Annotated in this window: 13 protein-coding genes; 1 reads left to right on the forward strand and 12 read right to left on the reverse strand. The window is 48.6% G+C overall.

Annotated elements, in window-relative coordinates:
- Window positions 1-120: 120 nt before the first annotated feature.
- The 4 genes from E1963_RS07015 to infC all read right to left on the reverse strand — a co-directional run bounded on the left by E1963_RS07015 (window position 121) and on the right by infC (window position 2,215).
- On the reverse strand, window positions 121-939 hold the full coding sequence (locus tag E1963_RS07015) for a MerR family transcriptional regulator (RefSeq protein WP_132276613.1): 819 nt from the start codon (window positions 937-939) through the stop codon (window positions 121-123).
- A 159-nt stretch (window positions 940-1,098) separates the two neighbouring features.
- The gene (gene rplT / locus E1963_RS07020; RefSeq protein ID WP_066576949.1) at window positions 1,099-1,455 is read right to left on the reverse strand and encodes a 50S ribosomal protein L20; all 357 of its coding nucleotides are present in this window, start codon (window positions 1,453-1,455) and stop codon (window positions 1,099-1,101) included.
- Window positions 1,456-1,487: 32 nt separating this feature from the next.
- Window positions 1,488-1,685: a 50S ribosomal protein L35 gene (gene rpmI, locus E1963_RS07025; RefSeq protein WP_066576952.1), complete on the reverse strand. Its 198-nt coding sequence runs from the start codon at window positions 1,683-1,685 to the stop codon at window positions 1,488-1,490.
- Between the two features lie 35 nt (window positions 1,686-1,720).
- Window positions 1,721-2,215 (reverse strand): translation initiation factor IF-3, encoded by a 495-nt coding sequence (infC, locus tag E1963_RS07030; protein WP_132276615.1) that lies wholly within the window; start codon window positions 2,213-2,215, stop codon window positions 1,721-1,723.
- 345 nt (window positions 2,216-2,560) lie between these two features.
- On the opposite strand from infC, the gene E1963_RS07035 reads away from it, so the two are divergent.
- Window positions 2,561-3,934 carry a sodium-dependent transporter gene (locus tag E1963_RS07035; RefSeq protein WP_132276617.1) on the forward strand — a complete coding sequence of 458 codons (1,374 nt, stop codon included), beginning with the start codon at window positions 2,561-2,563 and terminating at the stop codon, window positions 3,932-3,934.
- Between the two features lie 551 nt (window positions 3,935-4,485).
- Here E1963_RS07035 and E1963_RS19435 read toward each other — a convergent pair.
- The 8 genes from E1963_RS19435 to nrdD form a co-directional block, all read right to left on the reverse strand.
- Window positions 4,486-4,689: a hypothetical protein gene (locus E1963_RS19435; protein ID WP_145964170.1), complete on the reverse strand. Its 204-nt coding sequence runs from the start codon at window positions 4,687-4,689 to the stop codon at window positions 4,486-4,488.
- Window position 4,690: 1 nt separating this feature from the next.
- Window positions 4,691-5,356 carry a B3/B4 domain-containing protein gene (locus E1963_RS07040; RefSeq protein ID WP_132276619.1) on the reverse strand — a complete coding sequence of 222 codons (666 nt, stop codon included), beginning with the start codon at window positions 5,354-5,356 and terminating at the stop codon, window positions 4,691-4,693.
- Between the two features lie 140 nt (window positions 5,357-5,496).
- Window positions 5,497-6,360 (reverse strand): DegV family protein, encoded by an 864-nt coding sequence (locus tag E1963_RS07045; protein ID WP_132276621.1) that lies wholly within the window; start codon window positions 6,358-6,360, stop codon window positions 5,497-5,499.
- Window positions 6,361-6,363: 3 nt separating this feature from the next.
- Window positions 6,364-7,785 carry an MATE family efflux transporter gene (locus E1963_RS07050; protein ID WP_132276622.1) on the reverse strand — a complete coding sequence of 474 codons (1,422 nt, stop codon included), beginning with the start codon at window positions 7,783-7,785 and terminating at the stop codon, window positions 6,364-6,366.
- 137 nt (window positions 7,786-7,922) lie between these two features.
- Window positions 7,923-9,284 carry a spore germination protein gene (locus tag E1963_RS07055; RefSeq protein ID WP_132276624.1) on the reverse strand — a complete coding sequence of 454 codons (1,362 nt, stop codon included), beginning with the start codon at window positions 9,282-9,284 and terminating at the stop codon, window positions 7,923-7,925.
- Window positions 9,285-9,452: 168 nt separating this feature from the next.
- Window positions 9,453-9,968 carry a dCTP deaminase/dUTPase family protein gene (locus E1963_RS07060; protein WP_132276626.1) on the reverse strand — a complete coding sequence of 172 codons (516 nt, stop codon included), beginning with the start codon at window positions 9,966-9,968 and terminating at the stop codon, window positions 9,453-9,455.
- Window positions 9,961-10,449: an anaerobic ribonucleoside-triphosphate reductase activating protein gene (gene nrdG / locus E1963_RS07065; protein WP_132276628.1), complete on the reverse strand. Its 489-nt coding sequence runs from the start codon at window positions 10,447-10,449 to the stop codon at window positions 9,961-9,963. Before nrdG ends, E1963_RS07060 begins: the two co-directional genes overlap by 8 nt.
- 3 nt (window positions 10,450-10,452) lie before the next feature.
- Window positions 10,453-12,582 carry an anaerobic ribonucleoside-triphosphate reductase gene (nrdD, locus tag E1963_RS07070; RefSeq protein WP_132276630.1) on the reverse strand — a complete coding sequence of 710 codons (2,130 nt, stop codon included), beginning with the start codon at window positions 12,580-12,582 and terminating at the stop codon, window positions 10,453-10,455.
- Window positions 12,583-12,851 lie beyond the last annotated feature (269 nt).

Consider the following 12,851-nt stretch of genomic DNA (forward strand, 5'->3'; position numbering starts at 1 on the left):
CCATATATATTTATTTGCTGTACGATTATTCTGTACCCTGACACAGTGTGAGAGTCAAGCATTTTTCATACGGAAACCCGCATCTGCCACACGGCAGGGGCAGTATGGAGGGAAGTCCTGTCATCTGACACGCTGTTCTGTCGGAATCTGTATCTCCGTAAGATAGTTCTCTTCCGACTCTTCATTCCACGGGCCGCGGTGCACAATCTGGCGGCTTTGCCCTGTCATCTTAAATCTGCTGTTCTCCTGCAGCCATCGCGCCAGATTAAGATAGGCTCCCGCAATGTTGGAAAATGGACCGTACACCATCGTGCACGCCATGAACGGTACTGCCTCCACTGTCCTGTACGCAATTGCGCCACTGCTCTCCACGGGCTTCTCTACATATGCACAAATCTCCACATCCACATTATTTTCCTTATATTCTTGATCGTGGTAGATGGAAAATGTCTGTCCCGATACGGCAATCTTATTCCGTGCGGCAAAGGAGGCCAGCTCTTCCCACAGCTCACCCTCCGCATAGTAGGTGGGTATGACCTTGCGTAGGGAGAGCACCTGGCACGAGGGAATGGATCTGATCGACACGTTGTAGTGCATCTTGCAGCCATGTAAAAGTTCTCTTCTGGCCAGCGTTATCTTCTCGAGCTTCTTGTGTTCTTCTGCGATTCTGCCCGTAATCTCTTCGTACTTCTTATCAAGCTGTTCTATGATAAACGCATCCCTTCCGCTTTCTAGGGCTGTCAGGATTTCTGCAACCCCGAATCCACTGTCCCGCAGATATACGATCCTGTTAAGTACAGGTATCTGAGCGGCAGAATACATGCGGTACCCGGTAAAGGGATCCGTCCTCTCCGGCTTCAGCAGCCCTGATTCATCATAATAACGCAGCATCCTGACCGACACCTGAGTAAGTTTGGAAAATTCACCAATCCTGAACATCTGATTCCCCTCCGTGTAGATGCAGCAGAGCGAAACATCCTGCAAAATAAAAAAGACGGCATGTCCTACGTGGGCTATGCCGTCTTGTATATCGTCCCTGCCAGATTGTAAGCTATAAAGAGCATTCCTGCACCCGCATCTCCTGTGCAGTTCGTTCTACTATGCCACCTTGCTCTTAGCAAGTTCTGCAAGCGTTGCAAAGCCAGCTGCGTCATTCACTGCCATTTCAGCCAGCATCTTTCTGTTCACATCAATATCAGCCAGCTTCAGGCCATGCATAAATTTGCTGTAGGACATTCCGTTCAGCCTTGCTGCTGCATTGATACGTGCAATCCAGAGCTGGCGCATCTGACGCTTGCGCTGTTTTCTTCCCGCGTATGCAGACGTAAGGGCTCTCATAACAGACTGCTTTGCAACTCTGTACTGCTTAGAACGTGCTCCTCTGTATCCCTTTGCCAGTTTTAATGTTCTATTGTGTTTCTTCTTAGCGTTCATTCCGCCTTTAATTCTTGCCATCTCTTATATCCTCCTTCAATACATTCCTTATCTTACAGATATGGTAATACTTTCTTCATATTCTTAACGTTGGTTGCATCTGTAACAGTCGGCTTTCTAAGATTTCTCTTTCTCTTCGCTGATTTCTTAGTCAAGATATGGCTCTTATAAGCTTTGTTTCTTACTAACTTTCCTGTACCTGTTTTTTTGAAGCGCTTTGCAGCTGCTCTATTTGTTTTAATTTTTGGCATGATAATATTCCTCCTTAAAGTTTAAATTTGTATTTTTAACGTTTTTCAGTTAAAACCATGCTCATACTCCTGCCTTCCATCTTGGCCGGCTTCTCTATCGTAGCCACATCTTCCAGCTGCTTCGCAAAATCATCAAGTATATGCCTGCTCTGCTGAACATGTGCCATTTCCCTTCCTCTGAAACGCAGGGTTATCTTAACCTTGTTGCCCTTGCTGATAAACTTCTTGGCATTGTTGACCTTCGTATTGAGGTCGTTCGTATCAATGTTTGGAGAAAGTCGCACTTCCTTCAATTCAACGGTCTTCTGCTTCTTCTTCGCTTCTTTTTCTTTCCTCGCCAGTTCATATTTGTATTTGCCGTAGTCGATAATCTTGCAAACCGGCGGCTGAGCCTTTGGCGCAATCTTTACGAGGTCAAGTTCCGCCTCCGCTGCAAGCTTCATCGCATCCCTGGATGACATGACGCCCAGCTGCTCTCCGTCTTCGCCAATCACGCGTACTTCCCTGTCTCTGATTTGCCCGTTAATCATTAAATCGCTAATAGTAGTGCACCTCCATCATAAAATAAACATTAAAATAAGTGAACAGTCCACAGACTATCCACTACTATAACTGCATACGACGACCATATATGTCCATACGGTTCATCCATATTCAATATCAGACCGATAGTCACCCTATTGTGCTACGGTGAGAGTGGATACTCTGCTTTGTTTTTTGCTTCATGCAAGGTATAATTTAACACAATTATACAAGGATGTCAACTCTTTTCATATTTCTTCTTGAAAACAGTGTCCATTCATGTAATAATAGAGCATAATCTATTTTACAAAAGAATTTTACTATGGAATGTCGAGAGACATGAGGAGGTTTTTATGCAACAAAAGAGAAGTAATTTTTCCAGCAAACTAGGGTTCGTGCTGGCTGCTTCTGGTTCTGCCGTAGGACTTGGGAACATATGGCGGTTTCCGTATCTTGCAGCAAAGTACGGCGGAGGCACTTTTTTACTTATTTATCTGATACTTGCGGTTACGTTCGGCTTTTCTCTTATGATTGCCGAAATAGCCATCGGAAGAAAGACCGGCTTAAGTGCCATCGGCGCGTTTAAAATGCTGGACAAGCGGTTTGGATTTCTAGGAGTCCTGGCATCCGTCGTACCGATCATCATCTTCCCTTATTATTCTGTCATCGGAGGATGGGTCGTCAAATATTTTACCGTATTTATAAGCGGCGGCGCTTCTGCCTCTGCTGCAGACGACTACTTTTCCACATTTATCGGAGGTACTTTCAAGCCCCTCGGCTGGTTCTTCATCTTTCTCGCCGTCACGGCAGTTATCGTCTTATGCGGCGTAGAAAAAGGAATCGAAAAGGTCAGCAAGATCATGATGCCGATACTTGTCGTCCTGACGTTGATCATATCTGTCTATGGGCTGACACGGGAAGGTGCCATGGAAGGCCTTGTATATTATATCAAGCCGCATATGTCCGACGTATCGGCCAAAACCATTCTTGCCGCCATGGGCCAGCTCTTCTATTCCATGTCGCTTGCTATGGGTATCATGGTAACATATGGCTCTTATATGAAGAAAGACAATCATCTGGAAAGCTCTGTCCGCCAGATAGAATTATTTGACACCGGAATCGCTTTCCTGGCAGGACTTATGATTATCCCTGCCGTTTTCGCCTTCTCCGGCGGAGACCAGAGTGCCCTCAGCGCAGGACCAGGACTTATGTTCATCACGCTTCCGAAAGTATTTGCCAGCATGAAGCTTGGCGGGGCAATCGGGACGATATTCTTCCTGCTCGTATTCTTTGCCGCACTCACTTCTGCCATCTCGCTCATGGAGACCATCGTGTCCATCTTCCGGGATAAGTTCAACTGGAGCAGAAAGGGAGCCTGTATCTTTGTCGCGGTTCTTGCGCTCATCATGGGCACGCCTTCTTCACTTGGATTCGGACCGCTCAGCTTCATCAGCTGGATGGGCATGTCCGTACTTGACATCATGGATTTTTTCAGCAACAGCGTACTCATGCCGATTGTAGCGTTCTTCACCTGTATCTTTGCCGGTTTCTTTATCAAGACAAAGTCCATCTCCGATGAAGTACGGGTAACAGACGGCAAGTTCAAAGCGGAAAAGCTGTTCACCGTCATGATAAAATGGGTTGCACCTATCTTCCTGCTTCTCATACTGCTCAGTTCCGTGGGGGGCGCACTTGGAATCGACTTCCTGCAGGCGTTGAGCGTCTAGTAAACTATAGCGCCGGTGGGGAGGTATGGGGCATCTGCTGCGATGCGTCCGGGAACTGCGACTATCACACAGATTCCTAAGCCTGTGGAGTGTTCGCCGATAGCGGCTCTCACCCCTCAAGCCAAGGAATCTGGTGAGGGTTCTTACGTCCCTCCCGCTTACACCTTCGCATCTGTCCCATACCTCCCCAGCGGCTATCTACTTTACTGCCACGGGCGGGGGTGGCTGTGTGGCGCGGCTTGCTGATGGAAAGGATTTGGCTATGTCAGCATAGTGATTAAGGGCTTGGCAAGTTGATAACCTTAGATGAAAATAATCGTAATGAAGAAGAGCCGGAATCAGGTATGTGGATGTTATGTAATATAACATCCAACGCCTGATTCCGGCTTTTCTTGCAGTAACGGCGTGCACGCCTCGCTGCAACCGCTTAGCAAAAGCCAATTGTCTCTTTATGCTGCACATATTATAAGCTTGTTACATTATATCATCCATCTCACGCAGCCAGCGGTCATCCGCTGGCCAGTAATGTCACACAGCCATCCTCGCCCTTGTTAAGTGAAGTAGATAGCGGGCGGGGAGCCGGGTGGGAGATGCGCAGGTGCAAGCGTAAGAGGCGGAGAATCTGTCCCGGAATCCTTGGTTTGTGGAAGAGGAGCTGCTATCAGCGACTCTGCCGCAAAGCTAGGAGGCCGTGGACTAGTCGGAGCCTCGGACGCATCGGAGCAGATGCCACCCGGCTCCCAGTCTGCAGCCATTTCACTTCACAATCCAGCATTGCATTTCCTGCGCCCCGGCGTATCTTTCCATATACCCTCTTCCATATTCCAGAGCTTTCTCCAGGTCTTTGTTATCTGAAAAGGAATATATGAGCGTGAGGACTTCTTCTGCATCCTCTGTTATCATCGCCCGTTCGGAGTCGCTCGTGGAGCTGCCGATGGCACCTTCCCTGTCAGCAAGTACGGGCAGATGCTCTATATTGATATCTTCTTTTCCTATCCCTTTGTACGTCTCGCCGTCCCTGCCGATACGCAGTACAAGCTCTTCCCCGATATTGGCTGTGTCGTAGGAACCCACTGAGAAGCCGGACTCGATAGAAATAAGGTTGTTGACGTCCACTACCGTATTTACCTCATACAGCCCCTTTCCCTGACCTATCCTGCGGACCAGCGCCTCTGAGGATACCCGGTATCTGCTCGGGTCTTTGCCGAATGCCTTGTAGGCCAGGCGGGATTCCCTGATATTGGGCATGTCATTTACCCCGAAGTCAAATATCCTGTCCTTTGTCTTTTTGAATATATCTTTTTTCAGATAAGCCCACATCTCTTCATTTTTCTTATCTACCTTCACCTTATACTGCATGCAGCCGATTCTGACGGCCGGCCACAGTTCTTTCATCCCGGCATCGATCTCCAGTTTCTTCATCTTCAACCGCCTTTTCCCTTTTCCGCTCTGCCTGATATGGCGGAACATCTTCTGCAGCGTTACAAAGAGGACAGACAATCCGGCGCTGAAGCCCCGGAAGTATCTGCCCCTTATTCTTGCGTTATATTTCCAACAACAGCCTACCTCTTGTTCCCCATGTTGAACACCGCCAGAACTCCGGGGCCTGTATGGCTTCCAATCACCGTACCGATATTGTTGATCAGGATATTGTCCACACCCATCTTCTCACGCACGAGAGAGGCTACATATTCCGCTTCTTCGATGCAGTCGCCGTGTGTAATCATGATAATATCATTGTCCCATCCTTTTGACTGCTCTACTGCCATGTCCACAATCTTGTTCAGAGATTTCTTACGGCCTCTTTCCTTCCCTACTACCTGCAGCGTTCCGCTGTTGTCCACATGTATGATCGGCTTTATCTTTACCATCGTGCCGACTACCGCAGTCGCTTTGGAGACACGCCCGCCCCTGTGCAGATGGTTCAAATCGTCCACCGTCACATTGTGGCATACATGGAGCTTGTTTTCTTCTACCCACCGTGCCGCCTCATCAATGGTCTTGCCGGCCTCCCTGAGCTGAAGCGCCTTGTATAGCAGCAGTCCTTCCCCCAGGCACGCGCACAGCGTATCTATGGCAATCACCTTCGCTTCCGGATACTCCTCCTCCAGTTCGGCAGCCGCTATCTGCATACTGTTGCATGTGCCGCTCAAGCCGGACGAAAATCCGAGATGAAGCACATCTTTTCCTTCTTTTATAATAGGTTCCAGCGCTTCCTTCGCCTCCTCAGGATTCACCTGTGAAGTCACTGACATTTTACCTTCCCGCAGCTTGTTAAAAAATTCTTTGGAAGTCAATCCTTCCATATCGGGGTAAGTCTCGCCGTCAATCGTATAATGAAGCGGTATCACCGGTACATTTCGCTCCTGCAGCCATTCCTTCGGCAAATCAACTGTGCTGTTTACAGTTATCACATAATCTCTCATACCCTAGTCCTCCTTCTCCTTGCCTGCACTCATCATACCACTTTTTCCCATGTTACGCAAAACGTTTTTAAATGTAAAGGCAAACAATACCGATGTCGTAAGCACGGATATGATATCTGCAATCGGTTCGGCCCGGTATATTCCTATGACTCCCATGAATTTGGGTAGTATGATTGCAAGGGGTATGAGCAGAATCACTTTGCGCAGCAATGCGATAAACAGCGATACCTTCGCCTGACCCAATGCCAGAAATGTAGACTGGCATGCGGACTGTATCCCAAATATCATGATGCCGAAGAAGTAAATCGGCATAAACCTGCATGTCAGTGTTACCAGCTTGCCGTTATTCGTGAACAGAGCGGCATAAGCTTTCGGTGCAAGCACCGCGATACCCGCCAGGACGAATGTGGCTGCGAAGCAGACAAGCAGCATCCTGGCAAACGCCCCTTTTACCCTTTTTTTGTTCCCTGCCCCGTAATTGTAGCTGATAATCGGCTGTATTCCCTGGGTAATTCCCTGCACCGGAATGACGATGAGCTGCATGACGCTCGTCATGATGGACATTGTTCCTACGTATAGGTCGCCCCCGTATCTCTGGAGACCTGAATTCAGCGTAATGCTTACGAGGCTTTCTGTGCTCTGCATGATGAACGGGGACACGCCGAGCCCTGCAATATGCAATACGATATCTTTCTGTAGCTTCATATATGTTACCCTGAGCCTCATGACGCTCTTTTCCGAGAGCAGGAAACGCAGCACCCATGCAGCGCTGATGGCCTGCGAGATGATTGTCGCGAGGGCGGCCCCCTTTACCCCCATGTGCAGAGCGAAGATAAATATCGGATCCAGGACGATATTTATCACCGCTCCAATCAGGACGGAAAACATGGCTGTCCTCGCCTCGCCCTGGCCGCTGATAAATGTATTCAGCCCTACTGCTATCTGCACGAACACCGTGCCTATGAGATAGATGGATATGTACGACTCCGCGTAGGATATTGTCTGTCCGCTGGCACCAAACGCATACAGTATCGGCGTCTTGAAGACGGAGAAGAAAATGGTCAGCACTACGGAAAATAGGATAAGCAGGCCTGCCGAGTTGCCAAGGATTCGCTCTGCCCTTTCGTGATCCCTTTTCCCAAGCTGTATCGATGCAAGCGGCGCTCCCCCCATGCCCGCAAACGCGCTGAATGCGGCGATAAGCATGATGATGGGGAAGGTGACTCCCACGCCTGTCAGCGCCACGTCTCCGTATCCCGCGATATGTCCGATATAGATCCTGTCTACAATGTTATAGAGAACGTTGATGAGCTGAGCCGCAACCGCCGGTACCGCCATTCCTGCCATGAGCCGCCCGAGAGGTGCGGTGCCAAGCCGTTCATCCCGTCCTCTGTCACTGTTCTTATGTCGAGTATCTGCCTCCATATGTAACCTCCTGATATGATCTTACACAAAGTATTCCTGTCCACAGGCATACACTAAGACCAAGAGCCCGGCAAGCCGGCCTCTTGGTTTTTATTTATAGCTCTGTAATTATGCTTTCTATATTATTATAACACATTTTAGTTCAGTTTTATATTCAAATAATTCCGCCCGGATAAAGTCTTGTTGAAGCAGAGGCTGCACACGATGATAATGCAGCCGGCCGCGAAGCCGATCCAGTTGAACAGGGCGGTCAGCACAAGCAGAAGCAGCCGCATGAACTTCAGGGCGTAGCCCAGCTCGAAGTTTGGCTGCGTGTAGTTTGCCACGGCTACGAACGCCATATAGAGCATGACCTCCGAATTGAACCATCCCGACTTTACCGAGAATTCCCCCATGACAAGGCCCGCGATTACACTCAGCGGGGTGCTCAGCATGCTGGGCGTATTGAGTGCCGCAAGCCGCAGCCCGTCGATGGCAATCTCCAGGATAAGCAGCTGGAAGATAAGGGGGATATTGACCATGTCTTTCACTGCCACGAAAGCGAACACATCCGGAAGCCAGTTCAGGTTCTGCATAAACAGCAGGAACAGCGGTGTCAGGAAGACGGTCATGATTGAAATCAGCGCCCTGGACACTTTCAGGTAGATTCCTGTCAACGTCGGGAAATAGTAATCATTCGCCTCTTCTATCATATCCAGGATAGAGGTCGGCAGAATCATAGCTGACGGCGAGTTGTCGACAAGAATGACCACTTTCCCTTCAAGCAGGCAGGCCGCCGCCGTGTCAGGCCGTTCCGTAAATTTGAACTTTGGAAAAGGATTGAACCATTTTCTCTTATACAGGCACTCCGCAAGGCTCTGCTGGTTCATCCGCAGATCATCCGTCTTGATAGATTTTATCCTTGTCATAACCGTATTCAGAAGTTCCGTATCCACCCGGTCCTTCATATAGCAGACTGCCACATCAGTCCGTGAGCTTTCGCCTACCTCCAGCATCTGCATCGTAAGCTGGGGATCTCGTATCCTTCTTCTCATCAAAGCCGTGTTAAACACGATAGTTTCGACGAATCCGTCCCTGGAACCGCGCAGTGATTTGTCCTTGTCCGGCTCTTCTACGCCTCGTGCAGGATACGTCCTGCAGTCTATCGCGATGCATGCTTCGTATCCTTCGATGAACAGGCATGTTACCCCGGAAAGAATATTTCTGAGCACCTGGTCAAAATCACCGATGACATCTACTTCCACATAAGGAATGCACTCCCTGGCAAACGCCGTCGCGTCTACGGGCATATCTTCCTCCGTCACTTTGAACATGGAATCCATGATTTTCAACATGGATTCGTCTTTTGTAAATCCATCGATAAAGAAGAAGGACGCGACCCTCCCCCCTATCATCATATCCCGCTGTATGATATCAAAACTGTCCTGCACCGGCAGAACCTTGTTCAGATATTCCGTACTTTCTTCTCTCGATGCAGTTACTTTCTTCTTTTCCGGCATAACAGTCCCTCCATGAATCTGATAAGATAATATTCCACGGTTAGACTGCCCCGGAAACAGAGAAAATATACCATCGGGGACAGGTCAAATGCCGGTTGGGGACGGAGGTTTTTTAAAAAACCTCCGTCCCCAACCGGCATTTGACCTGTCCCCGAATGAAATCAAAGCTTATTTTGATGTGCTTCCGAACCCACCGTTACGGGTTCCGGTCACATCGTCATCCATCGTGATTCCGTATTCGACGAATATCCCCTGCATGAATCCGGCGCCTGCCTCAAGCTCTACTATTTTTTCTTCATTTGTATCATTTGTTATTTTTGCAAAAATATGCCCTTCATTGTCAGAATAGAAGTAATCGCTGTCTATGATGCCGACCGTATTGTTGAGCTGTAGCCTGAATTTGAACCCGAGCCCGCTTCTCGGATAGCATTTCAGCACCCAGTTTTCCTGCATCTCGACGCGGATTCCTGTCGGTATCTTCACTGTTTTTTCCGGATGGAGCACGATAGGTACCGGTGTGAAGAAGTCATATCCGGCGGAGCCTGCGGTCGCCCTCTCAGGCAGGCGGACAGATTCATACACCTCCTGTATCTCACTGTCTTCAACTGCTCCGAATGTATCTCTGAAATCTGCCTTAAACTGTTCAAAACTTACTTTGTGGAACTGTGCAACTCTTTTAGCCATGTAACACTAACTCTCCTGTCTTCTTCGTATTTTTCACATCGATAACCAGCTGGTTGGAACTCCCCTTCCAGTGGAGCGTGCTGTCCTTTTTCTCTTCCATAAACTCCCCATCCACAAGCACGTCCACGTAATCCATCACTTCCAGGTCTTTGACTTCCTCCCAGACGCTGCCTGTATAGAGCCAGATCGTCTTGTCTGGATATCTCTTCCTGATCTCGCCTGCCAGAGCCGTTATTTCCGCAATATTAGCCGCATGGAGCGGGTCGCCTCCCGAGAAGGTTATCCCATTTACATAATCTCTGTCCAGCTCATCATATATCTCTTGCTTTGCAGCTTCATCAAATATGAGGCCGTCCTCCGGGTTCCACGTCACCTCATTGTGGCATCCTTTACAGCCGTGTGAACATCCGGAAACCCATAATACAACGCGCAGTCCGTCACCATTGAGCATATCATCTTTCGTAATATTATGATACCGCATCTTCTACATACTTTTCCTTTCTGCTATTTCTGCCATCTTGGCCTCATTGAGACGTGTGTCCCCCTTTACTCTTGAGTAGGAAAGATATCCGTTCATACGGTCTATCTTCGTCAGATTCTTGCTGCCGCATACGGGGCAGACATCCATGGACAGCTCCTCGTGCCCACAGTCGTCGCAGTAAGACAGGGACAGGTTCACACCTTCGTAAAATCCTTTCTCCATGGCCCGCCTGACAAGTGCCCTTATCGCCTCTTTATTGTAATTGACCGGATATTTTACATACTGTATCTTTCCACCATTGCTCAGGTTCCAGAAACGCCCTTCGAGATCCTGCTTCTGAATCGGGGTAATCTCTTCCGATACATGGCAGTGGAAGCTGTTGCTCACGTATTCCCTGTCTGAGACATTCTCAATAATGCCGTATTTCTTACGGAACTGCTGGACCTGTACGCCGCAGAGATTCTCTGCCGGGGTTCCATAGATGGCATAGAGGTGTCCATCCTCTTTCTTATACTCGTTAATCTTATCATTGATATGCTGCAGGGTTTCTATCGCGAACTGGCCGTCCTGCGCAAGCGACTTCTTGTTGTGCAGCTGCTGCAGCTCATTCAGGGCAGTAATGCCAAAGGATGCGGTTGCAGACTTGAGCAGCGGCTTAATCTTGTCATACAGCCCGAGATGTCCTCCGTAAAAGCCGCCTTCACAATAAGCGAGCGGATTGGTGGAAGCCTTCATCTCCCCGAGATACTCATAGGTCCGGACGTGCAGCTGGCGGATGAGTTCCAGATAATAGTCCAGCACCTCGAAGAACGCTCTGCTCTCCTGCTTCGCCTTTGCATAGATCATAGGCAGATGCAGGCTGATGGCTCCGATATTGAACCTGCCTACGAACACAGGCTCGTCTCTGTCATCCGCAGGCTCCATCCCCCCTCTTTCATACCAGGGTGAAAGGAAGGCACGGCATCCCATCGGGCTTATGATCTTGCCGTATTTCTTGTACATGCTGGAGACATAACCTTCTCCGGTAAGGCTCAGCCAGTCAGGATACATCGTCCTGGCCGAACATTCTATGCCTGCTTCAAACAGATCTTCCAGCGGTTTTCCAGGTCCGTGAAGGTTCTCATCATATAAAAATACAATCTTCGGGAACAGCACCGGCTTCTTATGCCCTGCTTTGCCCTGCCCGTTACCGCGCACTTCCAGCATCTTCTTCGTTGCAAGCTTGCCGTACTTATTCGTCACGGTACCTGCCGTAACGGTGATGAACGGATAGTCTCCCCTGCTGGAAGACACGGAGTTGAACTTGTACTCCCATCCCTGGAACCCCTGTTCCATCTCTTTTTCCAAATCTGCCCAGGCAACCTTCTGTACCGTCTCTTCATCAAGTCCAAGTTCCGTATATTTCTCCATCAGCTTCCTGTAGGACTTTTCAGCGTAAGGCGCCAGGATCTCATCCACGCTCGGTACGGTAAATCCGCCGTACTGCTGGCTTGCAGCGCTCAGCACGATATCGCCGATAACGTCAAATGCCGTGTCCAGCGTCTTTGGTTCATTGTACCAGAGGTTCCCCATCTCAAATCCGCCGTTTAAAACTGCATTTACATCAAAGAGACAGCAGTTCATCGTGTCGCGCCTCGCCGACATGTCATGAATATATATGTATCCGTCCCGAATCGCCTGCACTTCCTCGACCGTAAGGAAGAACTTCTTGTACAGCTCCCTGTTCAGCTCATTAAATATAAGGCTCCGCTTCGTAGACACGAGCGCGCTGTCCGTATTGCTGTTTTCCTTGTCCCCGATGTACATGATAGACTGGCTCTTCTTGTATACCTCATCCAGCATCTGTACAAAGTCCTGCTTGTAGTTCCTGTAATCCCTGTAGCTCTTGGCCACGACAGGATTCACTTTCTCAAGGGCGCCTTCCACCACATTGTGCATCTCCGCAATCGGTATCTCGGCTACGTTCCTGGCATCCACCTTCTCCTCCACGAAGCTGCAGATGAAGCCAAGCTCTTCCTCTGTAAATTTCACAAGTGCCCGGTAGGCAGACTTATTTACAGCAACTACTACCTTCTGCACGTTAAACTCTTCTTTTGTACCGTCTTTTTTTACTACTTTTACCTCATTTTTCATTCAAGCATACCTTCCTTCTCACCGATGTCAACCTATATTTAGTATAGACATCCGGCACCATCACAATATCATGTGTTTTTACTCACCTATTAATCTTACCATTCCCGATGTATAGCGTCAATGACAGCGCCAGAAAAATAATTCACAAAAACCTGCTAACAAAAGTCAAGACTTTTTAGCAGGTTTTTAAAATTATTTTTATTTCTATATTTTCCCACGACAATTAGACCGGCATGAATCCGGTCAATCAATTCTATATTTCCATCTTT

It is taken from the genome of Extibacter muris (assembly GCF_004345005.1).
Taxonomy (GTDB): domain Bacteria; phylum Bacillota; class Clostridia; order Lachnospirales; family Lachnospiraceae; genus Extibacter; species Extibacter muris.

Coding starts and splice junctions, on each gene's coding strand:
- E1963_RS07060 (WP_132276626.1), bottom strand. CDS start 9,968: ATGGCTAAAAGAGTTGCACAGTTCCACAAAGTAAGTTTTGAACAGTTT.
- rpmI (WP_066576952.1), bottom strand. CDS start 1,685: ATGCCAAAAATTAAAACAAATAGAGCAGCTGCAAAGCGCTTCAAAAAA.
- infC (WP_132276615.1), bottom strand. CDS start 2,215: ATGATTAACGGGCAAATCAGAGACAGGGAAGTACGCGTGATTGGCGAA.
- E1963_RS07015 (WP_132276613.1), bottom strand. CDS start 939: ATGTTCAGGATTGGTGAATTTTCCAAACTTACTCAGGTGTCGGTCAGG.
- E1963_RS07050 (WP_132276622.1), bottom strand. CDS start 7,785: ATGGAGGCAGATACTCGACATAAGAACAGTGACAGAGGACGGGATGAA.
- E1963_RS07040 (WP_132276619.1), bottom strand. CDS start 5,356: ATGAAGAAACTGGAGATCGATGCCGGGATGAAAGAACTGTGGCCGGCC.
- E1963_RS19435 (WP_145964170.1), bottom strand. CDS start 4,689: ATGGCTGCAGACTGGGAGCCGGGTGGCATCTGCTCCGATGCGTCCGAG.
- rplT (WP_066576949.1), bottom strand. CDS start 1,455: ATGGCAAGAATTAAAGGCGGAATGAACGCTAAGAAGAAACACAATAGA.
- E1963_RS07035 (WP_132276617.1), top strand. CDS start 2,561: ATGCAACAAAAGAGAAGTAATTTTTCCAGCAAACTAGGGTTCGTGCTG.
- nrdG (WP_132276628.1), bottom strand. CDS start 10,449: ATGCGGTATCATAATATTACGAAAGATGATATGCTCAATGGTGACGGA.
- E1963_RS07045 (WP_132276621.1), bottom strand. CDS start 6,360: ATGAGAGATTATGTGATAACTGTAAACAGCACAGTTGATTTGCCGAAG.
- nrdD (WP_132276630.1), bottom strand. CDS start 12,582: ATGAAAAATGAGGTAAAAGTAGTAAAAAAAGACGGTACAAAAGAAGAG.
- E1963_RS07055 (WP_132276624.1), bottom strand. CDS start 9,284: ATGCCGGAAAAGAAGAAAGTAACTGCATCGAGAGAAGAAAGTACGGAA.